Origin of the sequence: Streptomyces sp. NPDC058335 (assembly GCF_042723915.1) — a bacterium.
Taxonomy (GTDB): domain Bacteria; phylum Actinomycetota; class Actinomycetes; order Streptomycetales; family Streptomycetaceae; genus Streptomyces.
On the sequence record NZ_JBHXHX010000016.1, the window covers coordinates 28295 to 50454 of the forward strand.

General features: G+C 70.6%; 20 protein-coding genes and 1 pseudogene. 9 read left to right on the forward strand and 12 right to left on the reverse strand.

Going from position 1 to position 22160, the window contains the following annotated elements:
• Positions 1-7 precede the first annotated feature (7 nt).
• The 3 genes from ACFWJX_RS28420 to ACFWJX_RS28430 all read right to left on the reverse strand — a co-directional run bounded on the left by ACFWJX_RS28420 (position 8) and on the right by ACFWJX_RS28430 (position 1405).
• Positions 8-256, reverse strand: coding sequence for a hypothetical protein (locus ACFWJX_RS28420; protein ID WP_383248692.1), 249 nt, complete (start codon positions 254-256; stop codon positions 8-10).
• Positions 253-756, reverse strand: coding sequence for a sigma factor-like helix-turn-helix DNA-binding protein (locus ACFWJX_RS28425; protein ID WP_383248694.1), 504 nt, complete (start codon positions 754-756; stop codon positions 253-255). The genes ACFWJX_RS28420 and ACFWJX_RS28425 overlap by 4 nt, the downstream gene beginning before the upstream one ends.
• 142 nt (positions 757-898) lie before the next feature.
• Positions 899-1405, reverse strand: a complete 507-nt coding sequence (locus tag ACFWJX_RS28430; protein ID WP_383248998.1) for a MarR family winged helix-turn-helix transcriptional regulator — start codon at positions 1403-1405, stop codon at positions 899-901.
• 163 nt (positions 1406-1568) lie between these two features.
• Here ACFWJX_RS28430 and ilvA point away from each other — a divergent pair, with 163 nt between their 5' ends.
• The 3 genes from ilvA (at position 1569) to ACFWJX_RS28445 (ending at position 4819) form a co-directional block, all read left to right on the forward strand.
• A complete protein-coding gene (ilvA, locus tag ACFWJX_RS28435; RefSeq protein WP_383248696.1) occupies positions 1569-2798 on the forward strand; it encodes a threonine ammonia-lyase in 1230 nt (409 codons plus the stop codon).
• Positions 2799-2987: 189 nt separating this feature from the next.
• Positions 2988-3965: an ATP-binding cassette domain-containing protein gene (locus ACFWJX_RS28440; protein ID WP_383248698.1), complete on the forward strand. Its 978-nt coding sequence runs from the start codon at positions 2988-2990 to the stop codon at positions 3963-3965.
• Positions 3962-4819, forward strand: a complete 858-nt coding sequence (locus ACFWJX_RS28445) for an ABC transporter permease (RefSeq protein WP_383248700.1) — start codon at positions 3962-3964, stop codon at positions 4817-4819. Before ACFWJX_RS28440 ends, ACFWJX_RS28445 begins: the two co-directional genes overlap by 4 nt.
• A gap of 125 nt (positions 4820-4944) precedes the next feature.
• Here the strand turns inward: ACFWJX_RS28445 and greA are convergent, their stop codons facing one another.
• Together greA and ACFWJX_RS28455 are read right to left on the reverse strand one after the other, a co-directional pair.
• Complete coding sequence (greA, locus tag ACFWJX_RS28450) at positions 4945-5445, reverse strand: transcription elongation factor GreA (RefSeq protein WP_355914345.1); 501 nt, start codon at positions 5443-5445, stop codon at positions 4945-4947.
• Positions 5446-5614: 169 nt separating this feature from the next.
• Positions 5615-6013 carry a DUF4307 domain-containing protein gene (locus ACFWJX_RS28455; RefSeq protein ID WP_383248702.1) on the reverse strand — a complete coding sequence of 133 codons (399 nt, stop codon included), beginning with the start codon at positions 6011-6013 and terminating at the stop codon, positions 5615-5617.
• Positions 6014-6173: 160 nt separating this feature from the next.
• On the opposite strand from ACFWJX_RS28455, the gene mca reads away from it, so the two are divergent.
• The 3 genes from mca (at position 6174) to ACFWJX_RS28470 (ending at position 9753) form a co-directional block, all read left to right on the forward strand.
• Entirely contained in the window at positions 6174-7055 is an 882-nt protein-coding gene (mca, locus tag ACFWJX_RS28460; RefSeq protein WP_383248704.1) for a mycothiol conjugate amidase Mca, read from the forward strand.
• Positions 7048-7293: a hypothetical protein gene (locus ACFWJX_RS28465; RefSeq protein ID WP_383248706.1), complete on the forward strand. Its 246-nt coding sequence runs from the start codon at positions 7048-7050 to the stop codon at positions 7291-7293. Before mca ends, ACFWJX_RS28465 begins: the two co-directional genes overlap by 8 nt.
• Positions 7294-7719: 426 nt before the next feature.
• Positions 7720-9753 (forward strand): thioredoxin domain-containing protein, encoded by a 2034-nt coding sequence (locus ACFWJX_RS28470; RefSeq protein ID WP_383248708.1) that lies wholly within the window; start codon positions 7720-7722, stop codon positions 9751-9753.
• 29 nt (positions 9754-9782) lie between these two features.
• Here ACFWJX_RS28470 and ACFWJX_RS28475 read toward each other — a convergent pair whose 3' ends face one another.
• The 3 genes from ACFWJX_RS28475 to ACFWJX_RS28485 form a co-directional block, all read right to left on the reverse strand.
• Positions 9783-10106, reverse strand: coding sequence for a hypothetical protein (locus ACFWJX_RS28475; protein ID WP_383248710.1), 324 nt, complete (start codon positions 10104-10106; stop codon positions 9783-9785).
• Positions 10107-10198: 92 nt separating this feature from the next.
• A complete protein-coding gene (locus ACFWJX_RS28480; RefSeq protein ID WP_383248712.1) occupies positions 10199-11383 on the reverse strand; it encodes a glycosyltransferase in 1185 nt (394 codons plus the stop codon).
• Positions 11380-12606: a glycosyltransferase gene (locus ACFWJX_RS28485; protein ID WP_383248714.1), complete on the reverse strand. Its 1227-nt coding sequence runs from the start codon at positions 12604-12606 to the stop codon at positions 11380-11382. The genes ACFWJX_RS28480 and ACFWJX_RS28485 overlap by 4 nt, the downstream gene beginning before the upstream one ends.
• A 796-nt stretch (positions 12607-13402) precedes the next feature.
• Between ACFWJX_RS28485 and ACFWJX_RS28490 the strand changes: the two genes are divergently transcribed.
• Together ACFWJX_RS28490 and ACFWJX_RS28495 are read left to right on the forward strand one after the other, a co-directional pair.
• Entirely contained in the window at positions 13403-14695 is a 1293-nt protein-coding gene (locus ACFWJX_RS28490) for a phospholipid carrier-dependent glycosyltransferase (RefSeq protein WP_383248716.1), read from the forward strand.
• Positions 14696-14829: 134 nt separating this feature from the next.
• The gene (locus ACFWJX_RS28495; protein ID WP_383248718.1) at positions 14830-17244 is read left to right on the forward strand and encodes a galactose oxidase-like domain-containing protein; all 2415 of its coding nucleotides are present in this window, start codon (positions 14830-14832) and stop codon (positions 17242-17244) included.
• On the opposite strand, the gene ACFWJX_RS28500 is transcribed toward ACFWJX_RS28495, so the two are convergent.
• From ACFWJX_RS28500 to ACFWJX_RS28515, 4 genes and pseudogenes are all read right to left on the reverse strand, one after another.
• Entirely contained in the window at positions 17241-17966 is a 726-nt protein-coding gene (locus ACFWJX_RS28500; protein ID WP_383248721.1) for a Mut7-C RNAse domain-containing protein, read from the reverse strand. The two genes, ACFWJX_RS28495 and ACFWJX_RS28500, sit on opposite strands and share 4 nt — an antisense overlap.
• A gap of 33 nt (positions 17967-17999) precedes the next feature.
• On the reverse strand, positions 18000-18641 hold the full coding sequence (locus ACFWJX_RS28505) for a TetR/AcrR family transcriptional regulator (protein ID WP_383248723.1): 642 nt from the start codon (positions 18639-18641) through the stop codon (positions 18000-18002).
• Positions 18638-19187, reverse strand: a pseudogene (locus ACFWJX_RS28510) (MFS transporter); the annotation flags it as partial. The gene ACFWJX_RS28505 and the pseudogene ACFWJX_RS28510, both read right to left, overlap by 4 nt.
• Before the next feature lie 105 nt (positions 19188-19292).
• Positions 19293-20006, reverse strand: a complete 714-nt coding sequence (locus ACFWJX_RS28515) for a hemolysin III family protein (protein WP_383248725.1) — start codon at positions 20004-20006, stop codon at positions 19293-19295.
• A gap of 292 nt (positions 20007-20298) precedes the next feature.
• Between ACFWJX_RS28515 and ACFWJX_RS28520 the strand changes: the two genes are divergently transcribed.
• Entirely contained in the window at positions 20299-22122 is a 1824-nt protein-coding gene (locus ACFWJX_RS28520; RefSeq protein ID WP_383248727.1) for a phosphoenolpyruvate carboxykinase (GTP), read from the forward strand.
• Positions 22123-22160: the final 38 nt, after the last annotated feature.

A 22160-nucleotide genomic window follows, 5' to 3' on the forward strand; every position in this document is an offset into this window, starting at 1 on the left:
AGCACGGTCACCAGCCGGTGAGGGGTGGGGTCGTCTCCGACGGCGGCTCCACCCACGGCTCGGCGACCATCGCCCAGACGGTGAACGCGACGGCCGCCGCCCACAGCAGCAGCCACAGCAGGCGCCGGGCGAGCGTGCGGCGGCGCAGCATACGGCTGCCGCGGCGGACCGCGTCCGTGTGCAGCTCGGGCGGCAGCCGGGGCACCGTGCGCTCCATGATCTGGCGGACGGCGGCTTCCCGCTCGGGGCGGTTCACGTAGCCGCCGCCTTCGCCCCGGGGAGCGGGGGCGACGGTGCCGGGGGTGGGTGCAGGACGGTCGCCGTAGCCCGGTCGCAGATGGCGTGGACACGTTCCGTCGGCAGGCCCAGCAGGGCTGCGACCTGCTCCTCTCCGACGCCCTCGTAGAGCCTGAGGACGAGGATCAGGCGTTCTTGCGGGGTGAGCCCGGCCAGCGGGCCGGCGAGGTGTCGCCGGGCCCGGCCCCGGGCCGCGTAGTGGTGCCAGGCGGTGTCGGCGAAGCGGATGGCGAGGTGCCGGCGGGCGTGGTCGTAGGGATCCTCGCCGTGCAGCCGGTCCCAGCACGCGTACGTGTGCGCGAGGGCGAAGGTCAGCAGCCGTCGGGCGCGCGGGTTCTCGTCGGGCGGCTCCCCGGTGAGCAGGGTGGCGGTCTGCGTCAGCCGCCCGCCCGCGCCGGCCACGAACGCCTCGAACTCCCTGGCCCGGCGGACGTCCTGGGCCGCACGCCGTGCTCGCATCGCGCCTCCCGCCTGCCGGCGACCCCCTGGGACGGATCCCGGCCGTCTGCGGCGGACGGGGACCCGGTCTCATATGAGGCCAGGGGCGGGCCGTGGGTCAAGAGCCGCGCACGCGCGGGCGTCGGGACGCGCGCGCGGGGCGTCAGGAAGCCGGTGCGGGCTCCGCGCCGGGGAGGCCGTGGGAGGCCATTCGGCTGGACAGTGCGGTGTTGAAGCGCGTGAGGAGCGCGCAGAACGCCTCGCGCTCCTCCGGGTTCCAGTCGTGCGTCAGCTCGGCCATCAACTGACGCCTGGAGGAGCGCACTTCGTCCAGCCGGGACAGCCCGCGCGGGGACAGCTGGAGCACCACGGCCCGCCCGTCCTCGGGGTGCGAGGTCCGCTTGACCAGGCCGGTGTCGACCAGCGGCGCCACCTGCCGGGTGACCGTCGACGAGTCGATGCCCATGCTCGCGGCGAGCGCCTTGACGCCCATCGGGCCCTCCTTGTCGAGGCGGTTGAGCAGCAGGTACGCGGCGCGGTCCATGGAGTTGCGTACCTGCCCGACCCCGCCGAGCCGGGTCTGTTCGGCACGGCGCGCGAAGACCGCCACCTCGTGCTGCAACGTGTCGAGAAGACCGGTGTCACCGAGGGTCGTCATGTCCATCGACATTCCAGGTGTTGTGGGCATGGCCGGGGGCTCGCTTCATGAAAAGGGTGCTGGGTTGGGGGACAGGGTACGCGGCCCGGAGGCGGGTCGTACCGGCGCTGCGGAAACCGGTCTCGGTGGTTGGTCACAGCGGTCGTTCCCGCCTGTGAACTGCGATGCTTGTGTCATGAGCTATGGCACGGCTGACTCCTTGCGGCCCGTCACTCTCGACGATGTGCGCGGCGCCCAGAAGATGCTTTCGGGCGTGGCGCGGGTGACCGCGATGGAGGGCAGCAGGTACCTGTCCCAGCTCGTCGGGGCACCGGTGCACCTCAAGTGCGAGAACCTCCAGCGGACCGGTTCCTTCAAGCTGCGCGGCGCGTACGTCCGGATCGCCGGACTGCTGCCGGAGGAGCGGGCGGCCGGGGTCGTCGCGGCGAGCGCGGGAAACCACGCGCAGGGGGTCGCGCTGGCGTCCACCCTGCTGGGCGTGCGCTCCACGGTGTTCATGCCGAACGGCGCCCCGCTCCCGAAGATCAGCGCGACCCGGGAGTACGGCGCGGAGGTACGCCTGCACGGGCACGTGGTCGACGAGACGCTGGCGGCGGCGCAGGAGTACGCGGCCGAGACCGGTGCGGTGTTCATCCACCCCTTCGACCACGCGGACGTGATCGCCGGGCAGGGCACGGTGGGTCTGGAGATCCTGGAGCAGTGCCCGGAGGTGCGCACGATCGTCGTCGGGGTCGGCGGCGGGGGACTGGCGGCGGGTATCGCGGTCGCGGTGAAGGAGCTGCGGCCGGACGTGCGCATCGTCGGTGTGCAGGCGGAGGGGGCGGCGGCGTACCCGCCCTCGCTGGTGGCGGGGCGGCCGGTGGCGTTGCGCAGCCCGGCGACGATGGCGGACGGCATCAAGGTCGGCCGGCCCGGTGATGTGCCGTTCGGGATCGTCGGCGACCTGGTGGACGAGGTGCGCACGGTGTCTGAGGACGCGCTGGCCACCGCGCTGCTGCTGTGCCTGGAGCGGGCCAAGCTGCTGGTCGAGCCGGCCGGGGCGAGCCCGGTGGCGGCGCTGATGAGCGAGCCGGACGCCTTCGAGGGACCGGTCGTCGCGGTGCTCTCCGGCGGCAACGTCGATCCACTGCTGATGCAGCGTGTCCTGCGGCACGGCATGTCCGCGCAGGGCCGCTACCTGGCCGTACGGCTGCGGCTGACGGACCGGCCGGGAGCGCTCGCGACGCTTCTCGGGGTGTTGTCAGTGGTCGACGCTAACGTCCTCGATGTGAGCCACGTACGGACCGACCCACGGCTCGGGCTCACGGAGGCGGAGGTCGAGCTGCACCTGGAGACGAAGGGGCCGGTGCACTGCGCCGAGGTCGGCCAGGCCCTGCGCGAGGCCGGGTACATCGTCATCGGCTGAGGTCACAGCCCTCTTCGTCACTCCTTCGGGAAAGTCCGTTGAGAGACGCGATACATCGCGTTATGGTGTGTGGCACGCCATCTCGCCGGTGTGCTCGACGCATCTCGATCGGGCGGAACGAAACACGCAAACCTAGGCTTTCCGAAGAATCCCCAACGACGAAGCATCCCCAACGACGTGGAGACTCACATGCCAGGCGCCATCTATGCCGAAGGCCTGGTGAAGACCTTCGGTGACGTAAGGGCTCTGGACGGCGTCGACCTCGACGTCCCGGAGGGCACCGTACTCGGCCTCCTCGGGCCGAACGGCGCGGGCAAGACCACCGCGGTCCGCTGCCTGACCACCCTCCTGCGCCCGGACAGCGGCCGGGCCGTGGTCGCCGGCCTCGACGTGCTCAAGAACCCCAACGAGGTCCGGCGCCGAATAGGCCTCTCCGGCCAGTTCGCCGCCGTCGACGAGTATCTGACCGGCCGGGAGAACCTCCAGATGGTCGGGCAGCTCTACCAGATGAAGGCGAAGCACGCGAAGGTCCGGGCCGCCGAGCTGCTCGACCAGTTCGACCTCACGGACGCCGCCGACCGCACGGCGAAGACCTACTCCGGAGGCATGCGCCGCCGGCTCGACCTGGCCGCCGCGCTGGTGGTCTCCCCGTCCGTGATGTTCATGGACGAGCCGACGACCGGCCTCGACCCGCGCAACCGCCAACTGCTGTGGGAAGTGATCAAGCGCCTCGTCTCCGGCGGCACCACACTGCTGCTGACCACGCAGTATCTGGAGGAGGCCGACCACCTCGCGCACGACATCGCGGTCGTCGACCACGGCCGGGTCATCGCCCGCGGCACCTCCGACCAGCTCAAGGCCCGCACCGGTGGCGAGCGGGTGGAGGTCGTGGTGCACGACCGCGAGCACATACCCACCGCCGTGGAGGTCCTGGCCGGCTTCGGCAAGGGCGACACCACGGTCGAGGAGCACACCCGCAAGCTCACCGTGCCCGTCACCGGCGGCGCGAAGCTCCTCGCCGAGGTCATCCGCGAGCTGGACATCCGCGGTATCGAGATCGACGACATCGGCCTGCGCCGCCCCACCCTCGACGACGTCTTCCTGTCCCTCACCGGACACGTCGCCGAGGACAAGCCCGAAGAGACCGGCAAGGAGGCCGTGAAATGAGCGCCGTCACCGACGCCGTCCGGGGTACGGCCCCGGGCAACCCGCTCGGGCAGAGCGTCCGGGACTCCCTGGTGGTTGCAAAACGCAACCTGATCCGGATGTCCAGGATCCCCGAGATGGTCATCTTCGGGCTCATCCAGCCCATCATGTTCGTGGTGCTGTTCACCTACGTCTTCGGCGGCTCCATGCAGATCGGCGGCAGCACCAGCGCCACCGACTACAAGAACTTCCTCATGGCGGGGATCTTCGCCCAGACCGTCACCTTCGCCACCGCAGGAGCCGGCGCGGGCATCGCCGACGACATGCACAAGGGGCTCATCGACCGCTTCCGCTCCCTGCCCATGGCCCGCGGCGCGGTCCTCACCGGACGCACCCTCGCCGACCTCGTGCAGACCGCACTGACCCTGCTCGTCCTCGCCGTCGTCGCGCTCCTGGTCGGCTGGCGGGTCGGCTCCGACGGCAGCACCAACGCCGCACGGGTCCTGGCAGCCTTCGGCCTGCTGCTCCTCCTCGGCTACGCGTTCACCTGGATCGGCGCCCTGATCGGCCTGTCCGTGCGCACCCCCGAGGCGGCCACCTCCGGCGGACTGATCTGGCTCTTCCCGGTCACCTTCATATCGAACGCCTTCGTGGACACCGGCAACATGACGCCCTGGCTGCGCCACATCGCCGAGTGGAACCCGTTCAGCGCCACCGTCCAGGCCTGCCGCGTGCTGTTCGCCAACCCGGGACAGTCGGCGTCCGACGCCTGGCCCATGCAGCACCCGGTCTGGGCGTCGCTGATCTACTCGGTGCTGATCATCCTCATATTCCGCACCCTGGCGGTCCGCAAGTACCGCTCGGCCACCGCATGACCATGGCGCACCGCATGACCGCGCCACGCCACACCCCATGACGAGACCCCCGGCGCCACGGGGGCGCCGGGGGTCCGATCGGGATTCGGGGACTGCTCCGGAACCGGGGGACCGGCCGGGGTCCGTCAGCCGTTGTAGGGCACGGCCTTGAGGATGCGTACGGAGGCCTTCTTGCCGTTCGGGAGTTCGTACTGCACGTCCTCGCCGACCTTGTGGTCGACCACCGCGGAGCCCAGCGGCGACTGCGGCGAATAGGTCTCGATGTCGGAGCTGGCGTACTCACGCGAGGCCAGCAGGAAGTCCAGCGTGTCGTCCTCGTCGCCGTCGAAGGCGATCGTCACGACCATGCCGGGCGCCACCGTGCCGTCCGAGGACACCGGGGCCGCGCCGACCTTGGCGTTGTCCAGGAGCTGGGTCAGCTGGCGGATGCGCAGTTCCTGCTTGCCCTGCTCCTCCTTGGCCGCGTGATACCCGCCGTTCTCGCGCAGGTCGCCCTCCTCGCGCGCGGCCGCGATCTTGCCGGCGATCTCGGTGCGCGCAGGACCAGTAAGGTACTCAAGCTCATCCTTGAGCTTGTTGTACGCCTCCTGGGTCAGCCAGGTGACGTTCTCGCTGGTCTGGGTCACAGGGTGCTCCTCGTCGGTACTGGGAATACAAAGCTCGCCCTACCCGGAAGCATGTTCCTCCAGGGATGGGCGAAACCACGAGCCTAACAATTCAGCGGCCCAAGGGGGAGGACATAAGCCATAAGAATTACGTCAACGCAGGTCATCGCCTGCGTATTCCGGATGACAGTCAGTCGGCGTGACAGCCGAGCAGCTCCGCCGTCGTGCCCCGGGACGTCGTACGGAGGGTGACCATCTCGTCGATCCGCGTGTCCGGGCCGGAGAAGCGGAAGTCGGCGCGGCCCACCTCGTTGCCGTTCTCGGCCTGTGAGCGGACCGTGCAGTAACCGCTCGTGCCGGCGTCCTTGCGGACCTCGAGGTGCACCCGCACCGAGTCGTCCGACACCTGGAACGTGATCAGCTCGCCGCTGATCTTGTTCTGGCCGACGTAGTGATAGGCGAAGTAGCCGATCAACGCGAGCAGCAGCGCGCCCAGCACGGCACCGACGACCTTGAGGGTGCGGTCCGCGCGCGCATCCGAGGAACGGCCGTAACGGCCCTCGGGGGGTCGCGTGCTCGCCGTACTCATGATCGTCCTCTCGGCAGGGCCTCCGGCCGGTGGGGCGGAGGTCCGAAAGTGGGCCGCGGGGGCAGCACCACGGAATTATTGGCGCCCCGATTCGGTCACTATAGAAGCCGCCGATCGCACCCCGTTCCATGGGGGCGCCGACTTACTGAGGATATGAGTCTTGACTGACCAGCTGCGACTGATGGCCGTGCACGCCCACCCCGACGACGAGTCGAGCAAGGGCGCGGCCACCATGGCGAAGTACGTGTCCGAGGGGGTGGACGTGCTGGTCGTGACCTGCACGGGCGGGGAGCGCGGCTCCATCCTCAACCCCAAGCTCCAGGGCGACAAGTACATCGAGGAGCACATCCACGAGGTACGCAAGAAGGAGATGGACGAGGCCCGCGAGATCCTCGGCGTCAAGCAGGAGTGGCTCGGCTTCGTCGACTCCGGGCTGCCCGAGGGCGACCCGCTGCCGCCGCTGCCCGAGGGCTGCTTCGCCCTGGAGGACGTCGACAAGGCGGCCGGTGAGCTGGTGAAGCAGATCCGTTCCTTCCGTCCCCAGGTGATCACCACCTACGACGAGAACGGCGGCTACCCGCACCCCGACCACATCATGACCCACAAGATCTCGATGGTCGCCTTCGAGGGCGCTGACGACACCGCGAAGTACCCGGAGAGCGAGTTCGGTCCGGCGTACCGGCCGCTGAAGCTCTACTACAACCAGGGCTTCAACCGTCCGCGCACCGAGGCGCTGCACCAGGCGATGCTCGACCGCGGCCTGGAGTCGCCGTACGGGGAGTGGCTCCAGCGCTGGAGCGAGTTCGAGCGGGTCGAGCGCACGCTGACCACGCATGTTCCGTGCGCCGACTTCTACGAGATCCGCGACAAGGCGCTGATCGCGCACGCCACGCAGATCGACCCCGACGGGGGCTGGTTCCGGGTGCCGATGGAGCTCCAGCGGGAGGTCTGGCCGACGGAGGAGTACGAGCTGGCGAAGTCGCTCGTCGATACCTCCCTCCCCGAGGACGACCTCTTTGCGGGCATCCGCGACAATGCCTGACATGAGCGCAAGCGTGAGCCTGGCAATGACGCACCTCGTCCCCCTCGCCAAGGAGGTCGACGAGAACAAGGTCACCCCCGGCGTCCTCGGCTTCATCGTCTTCGCGGCGATGGCGATCGCGGTGTGGGGCCTGATGAAGTCGATGAACCGCCGCATGGCCAAGGTCGACTTCGTGGAGACGCCGGAGGACACCTCCGGCGAGGCCGCCACGGGGAGGACCACGCCCGCCAAGGGCTGAGCCGGGCCGCACCACCGGACCGTCGGCACCCGCCGCCCGCCCCCGCCGGGCAGGGCGGCGTGCCGACGGCCCGTGCCGCCGTGAGCCGTCCCGGCTGCCCGCTTCCCGGCTCAGTCCCCCTCCACCGTCACCCCCATCACCTCCCGGCAGCCGCGCCGGTCCCGCTCCATCGCCGCGAGGGCGTGCATCGTCCACGCCGCACCTCCTCCTCCACGGCCCGTACCAACAGCCGCTCGGCTTCCACCCGATGGCTGGTCCGCATGTCGTCCCCCTGCGGCGGCCACGGCGTTCCTTGGTCAAGTGTGCTGCGGCGGCCGCACGGGCGTGAGGGTGCGAACCGTGCAGGATGTGAAGGCACGGGGCACGGCCCGCGGGCCGGGAGACGCCTGACGCGTCCCGGGCCGGGTCCTGCGGCAGGATGGACCCATGGCGAACCGACTGGCCCATGAGACGTCCCCGTACCTGCTCCAGCACGCCGACAACCCGGTCGACTGGTGGCCCTGGTCGGCGGAGGCGTTCGAGGAGGCGCGCCGGCGGGGGGTGCCGGTGCTGCTCAGCGTCGGGTACTCGAGCTGCCACTGGTGCCATGTCATGGCTCACGAGTCCTTCGAGGACGAGGCCACCGCCGACTACCTCAACGAGCACTTCGTCGGCGTCAAGGTCGACCGGGAGGAGCGGCCCGACGTCGACGCCGTCTACATGGAGGCCGTACAGGCCGCCACCGGGCAGGGCGGCTGGCCCATGACCGTGTTCCTCACGCCGGACGCCGAGCCGTTCTACTTCGGAACGTACTTCCCGCCCGTACCCCGGCAGGGCATGCCGTCCTTCCGGCAGGTGCTGGAGGGCGTACGGCAGGCCTGGGGGGAGCGGCGGGACGAGGTCGCCGAGGTCGCCGGGAAGATCGTGCGCGACCTCGCCGGGCGCGAGATCTCCTACGGCGACAGCCTGGCGCCCGGTGAGCAGCAGCTGGCGCAGGCGCTGCTGGGGCTGACCCGGGAGTACGACCCGCAGCGGGGCGGGTTCGGCGGGGCGCCGAAGTTCCCGCCGTCCATGGTGATCGAGTTCCTGCTGCGCCACCACGCGCGCACCGGGGCCGACGGTGCCCTCCAGATGGCCCGGGACACCTGCGAGCGAATGGCCCGCGGCGGGATCTACGACCAGCTCGGCGGCGGTTTCGCGCGTTACTCCGTGGACCGCGACTGGGTCGTGCCGCACTTCGAGAAGATGCTGTACGACAACGCGCTGCTGTGCCGCGTGTACACCCACCTGTGGCGGTCCACGGGGTCCGAGCAGGCGCGGCGGGTCGCGCTGGAGACCGCCGACTTCATGGTGCGGGAACTGCGCACCGCCGAGGGCGGGTTCGCCTCCGCGCTGGACGCCGACAGCGACGACGGGACCGGGCGGCACGTCGAGGGGGCGTACTACGTCTGGACGCCCGAGCAGCTCACCGAGGCCCTCGGCGCGGAGGACGCGGCCGTCGCCGCCGCCTACTTCGGGGTGACCGACGAGGGGACGTTCGAGGAGGGTGCCTCCGTGCTGCAACTGCCGCGGCAGGAGGCCGTGTTCGACGCCGAGAAGATCGCGTCGATCAAGGGGCGGCTGCTGGCCGTGCGCGCGGAGCGGCCCGCACCCGGCAGGGACGACAAGGTCGTCGCCGCCTGGAACGGCCTCGCCGTCGCCGCGCTCGCCGAGACCGGCGCCTGCTTCGACCGGCCCGACCTGGTGGACGCGGCCGTCGCCGCCGCCGACCTCCTCGTCCGGCTGCACCTCGACGACCAGGCGCGGCTCTCCCGGACCAGCAAGGACGGCAAGGTCGGCGCCAACGCGGGCGTCCTGGAGGACTACGCCGACGTGGCCGAGGGTTTCCTCGCGCTGGCCGGGGTGACGGGCGAGGGGGTGTGGCTGGACTTCGCCGGGTTCCTGCTCGACCACGTCCTCGCGCGGTTCACCGACCCGGAGTCCGGGTCGCTGTACGACACGGCGTCCGACGCCGAGCAGCTCATCCGGCGCCCGCAGGACCCGACCGACAACGCGGTGCCCTCCGGGTGGTCGGCGGCGGCCGGGGCACTGCTGTCGTACGCCGCCCACACGGGTTCGCAGGCGCACCGCTCCGCGGCGGAGAAGGCGTTGGGCGTCGTGAAGGCGCTCGGCCCGCGGGTGCCGCGGTTCATCGGGTGGGGGCTGGCCGCCGCCGAGGCGCTGCTCGACGGGCCGCGCGAGGTGGCCGTCGTGGGGCCCGCGCTCGACGATCCCGCCACCCGTGAGCTGCACCGCGCCGCGCTGCTGGCGACCGCGCCGGGAGCGGTGGTCGCCTGCGGGACGCCGGACAGCGAGGAGTTTCCGCTGCTCGCGGACCGGGTCCTGGTGGGCGGGGCGCCGACGGCGTACGTCTGCCGGGGCTTCGTGTGCGACCTGCCGGTGACGGACGTGGACGCCCTGCGGGAGAAGGTCACGCCGTGAGGTGACGGGCGTGGCGTGGGCCGTACCTGTCACGGCCCCGTCGGCGGCCCGGGAGCATGACCAGCCGCCACGCCCGCCGTCGAACCGCTTTGAGGCGATACAGCAGCCTCGGGGGTGCCGTGGTCGGGGCGCGGGTCGTCGGGTTCGGCGGCGGCCGTTGGCGGCGAGCGCGGCGCGTAGGTGGTGGTCGAGGAGACGGGGCGGCAGGTCGGGGTCCGCGCCGTCCTGCCGGCCTTCTCGGCGAGCCGGCGCGCGTGGAGGCGCACGAGGTCGTGCGTCGCGTAGCGGCCGGGGGCGGGCTCGGTCATCAGGTGGACGTCGGCGAACCGGGCGGGGGACTCGGCCGCGGCCACGGGTGTGGTGGCGGCGGTCGCGGCGGCCGGGTGCCTGGGAGGGGCCCGCCCCGGTCGTCGGCCGGGGTGGGCCCCTCGCCCGGTTCCGTCCGTCAGCCCAAGGGATCCGGTACCGGCTCAGGGTCGGGCGTGACCCGGGGGAGGGCCGGGAGGCTGGTGTGCAGGCGGCGGTAGAGCCAGCGGTCGACGACCAGGAAGCGGGCCGTGAAGACGATCGCCATGGCGAGTGCCGTCGCCGGCAGGGCGGTCATGCCCGCGGCGCCGATCAGCAGCGCGGCGAGCGGGATGCGGGCGACCAGGTCGGCATTGCCGACGGCGGCGAACGTCAGGAGCCGGACGCTGCGCCGGTGGTGGCGCCGCTGGTTGCGGTAGACGAAGGAATCGATCAGGGCGAAGTTCCAGAGGAGTCCCGCCTGGTTGGCGATGATCTCCGCCGGGGCGTAGTGCAGGCCGGGTGCCTGGTCGGTGAGGAACCAGAGCAGGGCCAGGTTGGGGACGAAGCCCGACAGGCCGATGAGGCCGAAGACGACCGCGCGGGCGCGGGGGTCGGCGGTGCGCAGGGTGATCAGGTGGCGCAGGAAGCGCATGCCCTCGCGGGCCGTCGACTTGGACTCGCCGGCGTGCCGCTCCCCGAAGGCGTACGGCACCTCGGCGATGCCGTGCGGACGGCACCGTACGGCCAGTTCGAGGAGGATCTTGTAGCCGAGGGGTTGCAGACCCTCGTCCTCCGCCGAGGCCCGGTCGACCGCTGTGCGGCGGATCGCGAAGAAGCCGCTCATCGGGTCGGTGAGGCCGCTGAGGGCGCGGGGGAAGAGGGACTTGGTGATGAGGGTGGAGGAGCTGGAGACGATTTTTCGGTAGCCGCCGTCCAGGCCGCTGCGGTCGCCGCCGGCCGTGTACCGGCTGGCGACGACGAGTTCGGCGCCGGTGGCCGTGCCGCGGGCGAGAAGTTGCGGGATGAGTTCGGGCGGGTGCTGGAGGTCGGCGTCGATGACGACGATCCAGGGGGCCGAGGCGCGGGCGATGCCCTCTACGACGGCGCCGCCGAGGCCGCCCTCGGGGACGGGCCGGTGGTGCAGGACGACGGGGACGGCGCTGTGGTGGGCCGCGTCCTCGATGACCTCGCAGGTGTGGTCCGTGGAGTCGTCGGCGAAGACGACCTCCGCGCGGGTCCCGGAGGGGATCGCGGCGCCGATGCGGGCGAGCAACTCGTGGATGTTGTCGGCCTCGTTGAAGGTGGGGACGACGATGGACACGTCGGCGGGCAGGGCCGTCACCGTGCCTCCTGGGGCTGCGGGGTGTGGACGGGGAGGTGCGCCCCGACGTGGGAGGTCAGCTCCCAGTCGCGGCGCCCGGTGTACTCGCGCCACACGGCGCGCAGCGCTGCGCCCGCGAGGATGACGGCGTAGACGGGGCCGAAGAGGACGAGCTTGGCGTACTGGCCGAAGGTGATGCGGAAGCCGTACTCGCGGCCGAAGTCGTGCAGGGCGACCGCCTCGAAGACGATCATGGCGACCATCGGCAGCATGGGCAGCCAGGCGAACATGGAGAAGGGCAGCGGGACTCCGCCGAGGACGGCGAAGAGGATGCCGAGCGGGATCATCACGCCGGTCGCGGCCTGCACGAACGGGGTGCAGAGGGTGTAGCGGGCGAGCATCCGCTGGCCGAATCCGGGCAGTTGACGCCATTCGCCCTTGCGCAGGACCTGGAGGAAGCCTTGGTTCCATCGGGTGCGCTGCTTGTAGAGCGCCTTGATGGAGTCGGGCGTCTCCTCGCGGGTGACCAGCGCGGAGTGGTAGGCGACGACGACCTTGGCGCCGCCGCTGGACAGCCGGACGCCCAGGTCGCAGTCCTCGGCGAGGCAGTCGCCGTCCCAGCCGCCGGTGTCCCGCAGCAGGGCGGACCGGACGAAGACGGTGTTGCCGCCGAGCGGGATGAACCCCTTGCGGGCGTGCAGGTGCAGCCGGCTGCGGAACCAGAAGAAGTACTCCAGGCAGTTGCGCAGGCTGTACCAGCTGCTCTGGTAGTTGATCAGCTGGACGCCGCCCTGGACGACGTCGGCGTCGTCGCGCCGGAAGGCGAAGTCGACGTGGCTGAGCAGCTCGGGGTGGACGACGTCCTCGGCGTCGAAGACCCCGACGACCTCGCCGCGGGCATGTGGCAGCGCGGTGTTGAGGGCGCGGGGCTTGTTCTTCTTGGCGTGGGTGTCGACGACCGTGCGCACCTTGTCCGGGTGCTCGGCGGCGAGTTCGTGGGCGATGGCGGCGGTGCCGGGGTCGTCGTGGCCGACGATCAGCAGGATCTCGAAGTCCGGGTGGTCGATGCGCAGCATCTGCTCGACCGTGTGCCGCAGGACGGCCTCTTCCTGGCGGGCCGGGACCAGCAGTGAGAAGGACAGGTCGGCCCTGCCGTCGGGCTTGGCGAAGGCCGTCGACTCCAGTGTCTCCGGGGTGCGCCAGGCGTGGAGCATCCACCACAGGGTCACGCCGGCGGCGCCCATGAGGATGATCGAATCGATGAATAGAATGGCGGAGACCACGAATTCCCCCCTCGGTCTTTCTTGGTCATCCTTGTTTGAACATGTTGTTCTGCTCGGTGTCACTCGGTGTTCCGCGGAATGAGCCCGTCCGTCTGCGGCCCCCCGGCGGACGGTGTTCTCTCTGCTCGTGATCTTCGAAGGCCCTTGGCGACGGCCCGGTTACCGGCCGGTTCCCCACCCCGATACACCGGGGTTTTCGCGCATGATCGATCCGGGCCCACGAGCAAACCTTGGCCGAAGTTAGCAGGTTCGGCATTTCCGCCGCAATGCGGTCTCGGCGTGATGATCCCCGCCCCAAGCGGAATCATATGTTCTGCTTATGTGGCGCCCAGACGTGTGCCATGATGCTCCGGCATGCCTGATTCCGGGGGGTTTCGAGGGGGAGCTCCACGGCTGCCATCAGGCCGAGAAGTGGGTGGGGGGATTCCGCATGGGGACTGCCGTACCGAAAACACGTGTGCGAGACGAGTCCGAAACAAGGCCTTCCGAAGGCTCGGAAGGCACTGCTTCCGTTTCACGGCCGGTGTCCGGGGATTCCGGATCCGATCGCACCTCCATACGCGGAAGTGTGTTACAGCGCGATTATATCTGGGTTGCGCCTGTTCTCTTCGCCGGGGTCCTGGCACGGCTTCTCGGAATCGGAAATTACCCATTCCCGAATGACGACGAGGGTACGTATCTCGCGCAGGCGTGGGCCGTACAGCACGGCGAACTCGCGCATTACACCTACTGGTACGACCACCCGCCGGCCGGCTGGATGCAGCTCGCCTCCATGTCCTGGCTGCCCAACTGGCTGCTGCCCGACCTGCCCACGTTCGTGCAGGGCCGGATCGCCATGCTCCCGGTGGCCGCGGCCTCGATGGTCCTCGTCTTCGTGATCGGCCGGCGCCTCGGCCTGGCCCGCCCCACGGCCGCCGCGGCGATGCTGCTGTACGCGCTGTCACCGCTCGCCGTGGTGCTGCACCGGCAGATCTACCTGGACAACTTCGCCGTCCTGTGGGTGCTGGTGTCCTTCGCGTTCGCGCTGTCGCCGCGCCGCCACCTGTGGCACCACGCCGCGGCCGGCATGGCGTTCGCCATGGCCGTGCTCTCCAAGGAGACCATCGCGGTCCTGCTGCCCGTGCTGCTCGTCACCCTCTGGCAGGGCAGCCACCCCAGCACCCGCAAGTTCTCCTTCGCCGGCTTCGGCTCCGGATTCGTCCTCACCGGCCTCTTCTATCCGCTGTACGCCCTGCTCAAGGGCGAGCTGTTCCCCGGCGCCGGACACGTCTCGCTGCTCGGCACGCTCAAGTTCCAGCTCGGCGGGCGCGAGGGCAGCGGATCGGTGTTCGCCGACGGCACGGACGCCCACCAGCTGTTCACGGGCTGGCTGGACCGGGACCCGTATCTGCTGATCGGCGGCGCCGCGGCCGCCGTCTGCGCGTTCGCGGTACGCCGGCTGCGGCCCGCCGCCTTCGCCGTACTGGTGCTGGCACTGGTCGCGCTGCGCCCCGGCGGATACCTGCCGCAGATGTACATCGTGCAGGTCCTGCCGTTCCTGGCGCTCACCGTGGCCGGGCTGGGCCAGGCCCTGGTGACCCGGCTGCCAGGCAGGCCGCATCTGCGGCCCGCCGCCTCCCTGGCGGCCGTGGCGCTGGCCGCGGTGTTCGCCGCACCGCACTGGTACGAGCAGGACCGGGTCGCCATGCGGGCCGACGACAACGGCGTCTACGAGGACGCCGCCCGCTGGCTGCGCGAGACGCCCGTCGGCGACCGCGACCAGGTGCGCATCGTCACCGACGGCGTGCTCTGGCTCGACGCGGTCGACGCGGGCTACCGGCCGGGCACCGGCGTCATCTGGCACTACAAGCTCGACCAGGACCCGGCGGTCACCAAGACGCTGCCGCACGGCTGGAAGGACATCGACTACGTCGTGTCCACCGCGGCCCTGCGCGGCGAACGCGAGCATCTCCCCACCCTGCGGGACCTGTTCGCGCACGGCACGCCGGTCGCCACCTTCGGTGAGGGCGGCGGCCGGATCGACATCCTCCGCATCGGACACGACGAATGACGCGAGCGACGCACCACCCGTGATGCGGGGGGCTCGTGAACAAGGGGGGAACCACCATGTACGGAGCCCGAAGACAACCAGGGCGGCGGACCCTTCCACCCGGAAGGACACCGCGTCTGCTGCTCACCGCCCTCATGCTGTTCGCCGCCGCCCTCGGGCTCGGCCCGCTGGGCGCCCAACCCGCCAACGCCGCCACCAACCTGGTCAGGAACCCCGGCCTGGAGATCCTCGACGGGCCGTCCCAGTTCCCGCAGTGCTTCGAGAAGTCGGGCTGGGGAGACAACGACTTCTCCTTCACCGTCACCGGTGACGCCCACTCCGGCAGCCGGGCCGTACAGATCGAGCTGACCCGGCGCGCCGACGGCGACCGCAAGACGATGATGCTGGAGAACGCCTGCGCCCCGCAGGTCACTCCGGCCCACCAGTACGACCTGTCGTTCTGGTACAGGTCCACGACACCGGACGTGGCCTTCACCCTCTTCCGCCACGACACCGTCCAGGGCTGGGTCTACTGGACCGACCTCAAGACCCTGGAGCAGTCGGCCGGCTGGACCCGCACCGAGGTCCGCACCCCGGTCATCCCGCCGGGTACCGACCGGATCACCTGGGGCGGCGCCCTCTACGGCGTCGGCAGCCTCACCACCGACGACTACGCCATGACGGACGCCACCGTCCCCGCCGATCCCGACCCCTGCACCACGGGCGGCACGGGACCGGAGTGCAAGGGCGAATGGACCGTCCAGACCTCCGAGATGCCCGTCCGGGCCATGCACTCGGTGCTGCTGCACAACGGCAAGGTGCTGCTCATCGCCGGCTCCGGCAACGACCTCGACATGTTCGAGGCGGGCACCTTCAGGACCTCGCTGTACGACCCCGTCACCGGCGGCTACACCGCCATCCCGACGCCCGAGGACTTCTTCTGCGCCGGGCACGTACAGCTACCGGACGGCCGGGTGCTGGTCGTCGGCGGCAACAAGGACTACGCCGCACCCGACGGCAGCGTCGGCTACAAGGGTCTGCGCAGCAGCTACGTCTTCGACCCCGACCAGAACAAGTACATCAAGGTCAACGACATGCTGGCGGGCCACTGGTACCCGTCGGCGACCGCGATGGGCAACGGTGACGTCGTCTCGTTGGGCGGCCTCGCCGAGGACTCCTCCGGCACGGTCGTCAACGAGCACTTCTCCTACGCCCAGAACAAGTGGCTGCCGCTCGGCGAGGCCAAGCAGGCCTGGTCCTTCTGGGGCCTGTACCCGTCGATGATCCTGCTCCAGGACGGCCGCCTCTTCTACACGGGCAGCCACGTCTTCGGCAACGGCCTGCCCGGCACCGGCGCCTCGGTGTACGACTACGAGGCCGGGACCATCGCCGACGTACCGGGCCTGCGCAAGAAGGACGAGCGCGACCAGTCCATGTCGGTGCTGCTGCCGCCCGCCCAGGACCAGAAGGTCGCCACGATCGGCGGCGGCAACCACACCGTGGCACCCGACGCGCACGGACTCGTCGACCTGATCGACATGAAGGCCGACTCGCCGCAGTACGTACCCGGGCCCGATCTGCCGAAGGGCCACTACCAGGACGGCACGCCGCAGACCGGCGCCGAGGGCAAGGTGTACGTCTCCGCGGTCATCCTCCCGGACGGCAAGGTCCTGGAGACCGGCGGCGCCCTGCACACCTACCGCGAGGACCCCGTCTTCGAGGCGTCGCTGTACGACCCGGCGACCAACACCTTCCAGGCGGGCCTGGCGACCGACCCGGTCCCGCGGACCTACCACTCGTCGTCCCTGCTGCTGCCCGACGGCCGCGTCCTGAGCGTCGGCGACAACCCCGGCGACGGCTCCTTCGACCAGCGGGTGTCCATCTACGAGCCGCCGTACCTGTTCAAGGGCGACCGCCCGCAGATCACTTCCGTGGCCGGCACCGACTGGACCTACGGCACCGACCAGCGCATCACCGTCGACAAGCCGGTGGTCAAGGCCTCGCTGATCCGCCCGGCGGCCATCACCCACTCCTCCGACCCCAACCAGCGCTATGTCGACCTGCCGATGACGGTCGACGGCGACACCATCGACCTCAGCCTCACCAGCAACCCCAACCTGGCCCCGCCCGGCTGGTACATGCTGTCGGTCGTCGACGCGAACGGCGTGCCGTCGGTGTCGAAGTGGGTGCGGATCGGCGCGGCCGGCCAGGTCGCGACGGCCCGGGTCCAGGACTTCGCGGAGGACCTCAGGGCCGCTCCCGCGAGCGAGACGGACACCGCCGTACCGGAGAGCACCGACCACGGCGACCACCAGAACCACCAGGGCCACGAGGGCGTCGAGATGCCCGCCGGCTTCGACGGCTGCGACCACTCCTACGGCACGATCAGCCAGTGCGTGCCGTGGACCTTCCCGAAGAAGCTGAACACCGTCGCCGAGCGCTGCGACTGGCTCGAGAAGAACGGCTACGGCACCGGCCTGAAGGTCTCCGGCCGCGACCGCCACGGTCTGGACCGCGACAAGGACGGCATCGCCTGCGGAAAGGGTGACGTGAAGAAGAAGCAGCGCTAGCCCGCGAACTCCCGAAGGGCGCGTTCCACGATGGCCTCCAGCTGCTCGTGGTGCGCGCCCTTCCAGTACGCCCGCCCGCACTCCCCGCACCGCGCGAACACGTCGTACGTCTTGCGCGTGCCGCCCTTCAGCTGGTCGGCGACCTCTTCCTTGGTGGCCTCGCGCAGCAGTCCGTTGCAGGCGGTGCAGCGCGTCCAGGGGCGCAGCTCGGGGGCGAACCGGTCGAGGACGTCGCGGAGTTGCTCCTCGGGGTCCGTGCTGTAGACGAAGGCGCCGGCCCACAGCTCCCGGCGGCGCAGCAGACCTCGGTCGCGGCTCAGCATGACCCGGCGCTCGGCCGCCGAGCGGGCCGCGAGCGCCGGGTCGCCGATGTCGGCCGACTCGTACGCCGTGTCCACCCCGAGCAGTCGCAGCCGTCGGGCGAGGGTGCCGAGGTGGACGTCGAGGAGGAAGCGCAGGGGGGCGCCCGGCACCCGCTGGGGGCGGGTGACGGGGCGTACGCGCACCGACTCGCCGTCGGACGGGACGTGCGAGACGGGTACCTCACGGCCGTCGACGTCCAGGGTGCCGACCTCTGTGAGGGGCACCCCGAGGGACTCGACGACATGGCCGAGGGTGGAGACGCCGTCGACGGCGAGGGCGGTGGCGCCGGAGCGCCGGGCGGGCGGGACGAACAGGGCCAGCTCGGGGGCGACTTCGACGCGGATCTCGGGTGCGTTCACCCGGTCAGGATGGCATGGGGACACGAGGTCGTCTCAGGGGTTCTCCTTCCCGAGGCCGTGCTCCAGGACGTCCAGCGCGCGGTCGACGAGGTCGGTGAAGTCGCCCTGGTGGCCGTTCTCCGCCCAGTACAGCGAGGCCTCCATCAGGCCGCCGACGAAGGACATCGCGTAGACACGGACCTCCAGGCCGTCGGGGTCACGGCCGGTGCGCTCGGCGAGCGCGGCGCAGATCATGCGGCCGGTGACCGACATGCTCTCCAGCATCCGCGAGCGCACGGCCGGGATCTCGACCATCAGGCGGGTGCGCAGCCGCGCCACGCTCAGGTCCTCCTCGCCGCCCACGCGGGCGGCGGACAGCATCACGTCCCGGATGGTGTCCGGCCACGGCTCGTCGGCGGGCCGGGACCGCAGTTCCTCCAGCAGGATCGGGTCGTACTCGTCCGTGAGGACGATGTCCTCCTTGGTCGGGAAGTAGCGGAAGACGGTCGACGGCGACACCTCGGCCCGCTCGGCGATCTGCTCGACCGTCGTCGCCTCGTACCCCTGCTCCTCGACCAGCGCGTACGTCGCGGCGCGGATCGCCTCGCGTGTCTTGATCTTCTTGCGCTCACGGAGCCCGAGCTGGGGGCGGTCGGCGGGGGAGAGGGGGGAGCGTGCGGCCGTCATGGTCGTCATTGTCGGGCATCCGCCGCCGGGGAGACGAGGTGCAGGGGCGGCCGGGTCGGCGGCCGGGATTCGGCTGCCGCACAGGGTCCCCGGCAGGAACGCGACGGCCGGCAGGCCGGCGACGAGGGCGGCGACACCGCAGACCAGCATCACGACGCCCAGGCCGTGCACGTACGCGCTGTTCGCGGAGGCCACGAGGTCCGCCGCGCCCGCCCGGTCGGCGACGACATGCGCGGCGACGACGGAATCCCCGGCGGTGCCGGCGGCCTCCGCGGGCAGCCCGGTGACGTCGAGGCGGTCGCGGTAGGCGCTCGCGAGGAGGCTGCCCAGCAGGGCGATGCCGATCGCGCCGCCCACCTGGCGCAGGGGCATCAGCAGCCCGGAGCCGCTGCCGGCCCGGTCGGTGGGCAGGGTGCCGAGGGCGCCGGACATCGCGGGGACGATCGAGAAGCCGAAGCCGACCCCGGCGATCATGAGCCACAGCGCGGTGAAGCCGTACCCGGAGTCCACCGTCGCAGGGCTGCCCAGGAGCGCGGCGAAGGCGAGGAGTGAGAGTAGATGTCAAAAGATACTCACCGTCAACCAATGTCGGCGCACGGAGAAGGGCCACGGCTCGAAAGCCGTGGCCCTGGAAGGGGAGGGGTGGGCGCTAGGTGGGCGCTATCCGTGCTGGTACGCCACCAGCGAGATGCCCACGTAGTGCGCGATGAACGCCGCCAGCGTGAAGGAGTGGAACACCTCGTGGAACCCGAACCAGCGCGGTGACGGGTTGGGGCGCTTGATGCCGTAGATCACGCCGCCCGCGCTGTAGAGGAGGCCGCCGACGATCACCAGGACCAGCACGGCGATGCCACCCGCGCGCATGAAGTCGGGCAGGAAGAAGACGGCTGCCCAGCCCATCGCGATGTAGCAGGGCGTGTAGAGCCAGCGCGGGGCGCCGACCCAGAAGACGCGGAAGATGATCCCCGCCGCCGCTGCCGCCCAGATGCCCCAGAGCAGCACCTCTCCCTTGCCGCCCGGCAGGAGCAGCATGGTCAGCGGCGTGTAGGTGCCCGCGATGATCAGGAAGATGTTGGCGTGATCCAGGCGGCGCAGGACGCCGTCCATGCGGGGACTCCAGTCGCCCCGGTGGTACAGCGCGCTCACGCCGAACAGCAGGCAGGCGGTGAGGGCGAAGATGCCGCAGGCGATGCGGCCTCTCGTGGTGTCGGCGAGGGCGGTGAGCACGAGGCCCGCGACCAGGGCGGCGGGGAACATTCCGAGATGCAGCCAGCCGCGCAGCTTCGGTTTGACCGGATGCGGCAGGGGGAGCGCGACGGGGCCGCGGCCGGCGGCCGGCGTATCCGTACGCGCGTCGGGGGCGGACGCAGTCATGCGTTCCATCGTACCTACGGAACCGTAAGTTACGGATCGGTGGGGCGAGATGAGGGGGCAAGAGTGGTCATCATCTCACGCGTCCGGGGGGCGCGGCAGGGGTCGACGGTTGGGCACGTGGCGAGCCTCACGCCGCTCATCTGTGATGCCCTCTGGACAGATGCGCCCTTGCGTCGGATGATCAAATGAGTGCGGTCGGCACCGGATGAGCGCTCAGCAGCTTGCTGCGAAGCATCCGGGCCGCGGCCCCCACGGGGCAGACAAGGACAAAATCCCTCACCTAGGAGCGATCGTGGCGCGCGACATCGCGGCTCCCCCCGTCATCCCCACCCAGCACCAGGAACTGATCTCGTGGGTCAACGAGATCGCCGAACTGACGCAACCGGACAACGTGGTCTGGTGTGACGGATCCGAGGCCGAGTACCGGCGGCTGTGCGAGGAACTGGTCGAGAAGGGCACCTTCAAGAAACTCGACCCCGTCAAGCGCCCCGACTCCTACTACGCGGCATCCGACCCGACCGACGTCGCCCGGGTCGAGGACCGCACCTTCATCTGCTCCGAGAAGGAGGAGGACGCGGGCCCGACCAACCACTGGAAGGCCCCCGCCGAGATGCGGGAGATCTTCCAGGGCGACAAGGGCGTCTTCCGCGGCTCCATGAAGGGCCGGACGATGTACGTCGTCCCGTTCTGCATGGGCCCCCTCGGCTCGGACCTCTCCGCGATCGGCGTCGAGATCACCGACTCCGCCTACGTCGCCGTGTCCATGCGCACCATGACCCGCATGGGGCAGCCCGTCCTCGACGAACTCGGCACCGACGGCTTCTTCGTGCGTGCCGTGCACACGCTCGGAGCGCCGCTGGCCGAGGGCGAGACGGACGTGCCGTGGCCGTGCAACTCGACCAAGTACATCTCGCACTTCCCCGAGACCCGCGAGATCTGGTCCTACGGCTCCGGCTACGGCGGCAATGCCCTGCTCGGCAAGAAGTGCTACGCCCTGCGCATCGCCTCCGTCATGGCCCGCGACGAGGGCTGGCTCGCCGAGCACATGCTGATCCTCAAGCTGACCCCGCCGCACGGCGAGTCGAAGTACGTCGCCGCCGCCTTCCCGAGCGCCTGCGGCAAGACGAACCTCGCCATGCTGGAGCCGACCACCCGCGGCTGGACCGTCGAGACCATCGGCGACGACATCGCGTGGATGCGGTTCGGGGAGGACGGCCGCCTGTACGCGATCAACCCCGAGGCCGGTTTCTTCGGCGTCGCGCCCGGCACCGGTGAGCACACCAACGCCAACGCGATGAAGACGCTGTGGGGCAACGCGGTCTTCACCAACGTCGCCCTCACCGACGACAACGACGTGTGGTGGGAGGGCATGACCGAGGAGCCGCCCGCCCACCTCACCGACTGGAAGGGCAACGACTGGACGCCGGAGTCGGCGACCCCGGCCGCCCACCCCAACGCCCGCTTCACCGTGCCCGCCTCGCAGTGCCCGATCATCGCGCCCGAGTGGGAGGACCCCAAGGGCGTGCCGATCTCGGCGATCCTCTTCGGTGGCCGGCGCGCCACCGCCGTACCGCTGGTGACGGAGTCCTTCGACTGGAACCACGGCGTCTTCCTCGGCGCCAACGTGGCCTCCGAGAAGACCGCCGCCGCCGAGGGCAAGGTCGGCGAGCTGCGCCGCGACCCCTTCGCCATGCTGCCGTTCTGCGGCTACAACATGGGCGACTACATGGGCCACTGGGTCGACGTCGCCAAGGCGAAGGACCCGGCGAAGCTCCCGAAGATCTACTACGTCAACTGGTTCCGCAAGGACGACGAGGGCAAGTTCGTCTGGCCCGGCTTCGGCGAGAACTCCCGCGTCCTGAAGTGGATCGTGGAGCGCCTGGAGGGCAAGGCCGAGGGCGTCGAGACCCCGATCGGCATCCTGCCGGCGCCGGGTGCCCTCGACACCGAGGGCCTCGACCTGGCGGAGAAGGACCTCGACTTCCTCCTCACGGTCGACAAGGAGATCTGGCGCGAGGAGGCCTCGCTGATCCCCGAGCACCTCAACACCTTCGGCGACCACACGCCGAAGGAACTGTGGGACGAGTACCGCGCACTGGTGCAGCGCCTGGGCTGAGCCGGCCCCCGAGACGCCGCGGCCGGTTCCGATTGAGC

Excerpts from the sequence above, each read along its gene's own strand:
- ACFWJX_RS28425 (WP_383248694.1), bottom strand. The coding sequence starts at position 756 with ATGCGAGCACGGCGTGCGGCCCAGGACGTCCGCCGGGCCAGGGAGTTC.
- ACFWJX_RS28430 (WP_383248998.1), bottom strand. The coding sequence starts at position 1,405 with ATGTCGATGGACATGACGACCCTCGGTGACACCGGTCTTCTCGACACG.
- ilvA (WP_383248696.1), top strand. The coding sequence starts at position 1,569 with ATGAGCTATGGCACGGCTGACTCCTTGCGGCCCGTCACTCTCGACGAT.
- ACFWJX_RS28440 (WP_383248698.1), top strand. The coding sequence starts at position 2,988 with ATGCCAGGCGCCATCTATGCCGAAGGCCTGGTGAAGACCTTCGGTGAC.
- ACFWJX_RS28445 (WP_383248700.1), top strand. The coding sequence starts at position 3,962 with ATGAGCGCCGTCACCGACGCCGTCCGGGGTACGGCCCCGGGCAACCCG.
- ACFWJX_RS28455 (WP_383248702.1), bottom strand. The coding sequence starts at position 6,013 with ATGAGTACGGCGAGCACGCGACCCCCCGAGGGCCGTTACGGCCGTTCC.
- ACFWJX_RS28465 (WP_383248706.1), top strand. The coding sequence starts at position 7,048 with ATGCCTGACATGAGCGCAAGCGTGAGCCTGGCAATGACGCACCTCGTC.
- ACFWJX_RS28470 (WP_383248708.1), top strand. The coding sequence starts at position 7,720 with ATGGCGAACCGACTGGCCCATGAGACGTCCCCGTACCTGCTCCAGCAC.
- ACFWJX_RS28485 (WP_383248714.1), bottom strand. The coding sequence starts at position 12,606 with ATGGGCGCCGCCGGCGTGACCCTGTGGTGGATGCTCCACGCCTGGCGC.
- ACFWJX_RS28490 (WP_383248716.1), top strand. The coding sequence starts at position 13,403 with ATGCAGCTCGCCTCCATGTCCTGGCTGCCCAACTGGCTGCTGCCCGAC.
- ACFWJX_RS28495 (WP_383248718.1), top strand. The coding sequence starts at position 14,830 with ATGCTGTTCGCCGCCGCCCTCGGGCTCGGCCCGCTGGGCGCCCAACCC.
- ACFWJX_RS28505 (WP_383248723.1), bottom strand. The coding sequence starts at position 18,641 with ATGACGACCATGACGGCCGCACGCTCCCCCCTCTCCCCCGCCGACCGC.
- ACFWJX_RS28515 (WP_383248725.1), bottom strand. The coding sequence starts at position 20,006 with ATGACTGCGTCCGCCCCCGACGCGCGTACGGATACGCCGGCCGCCGGC.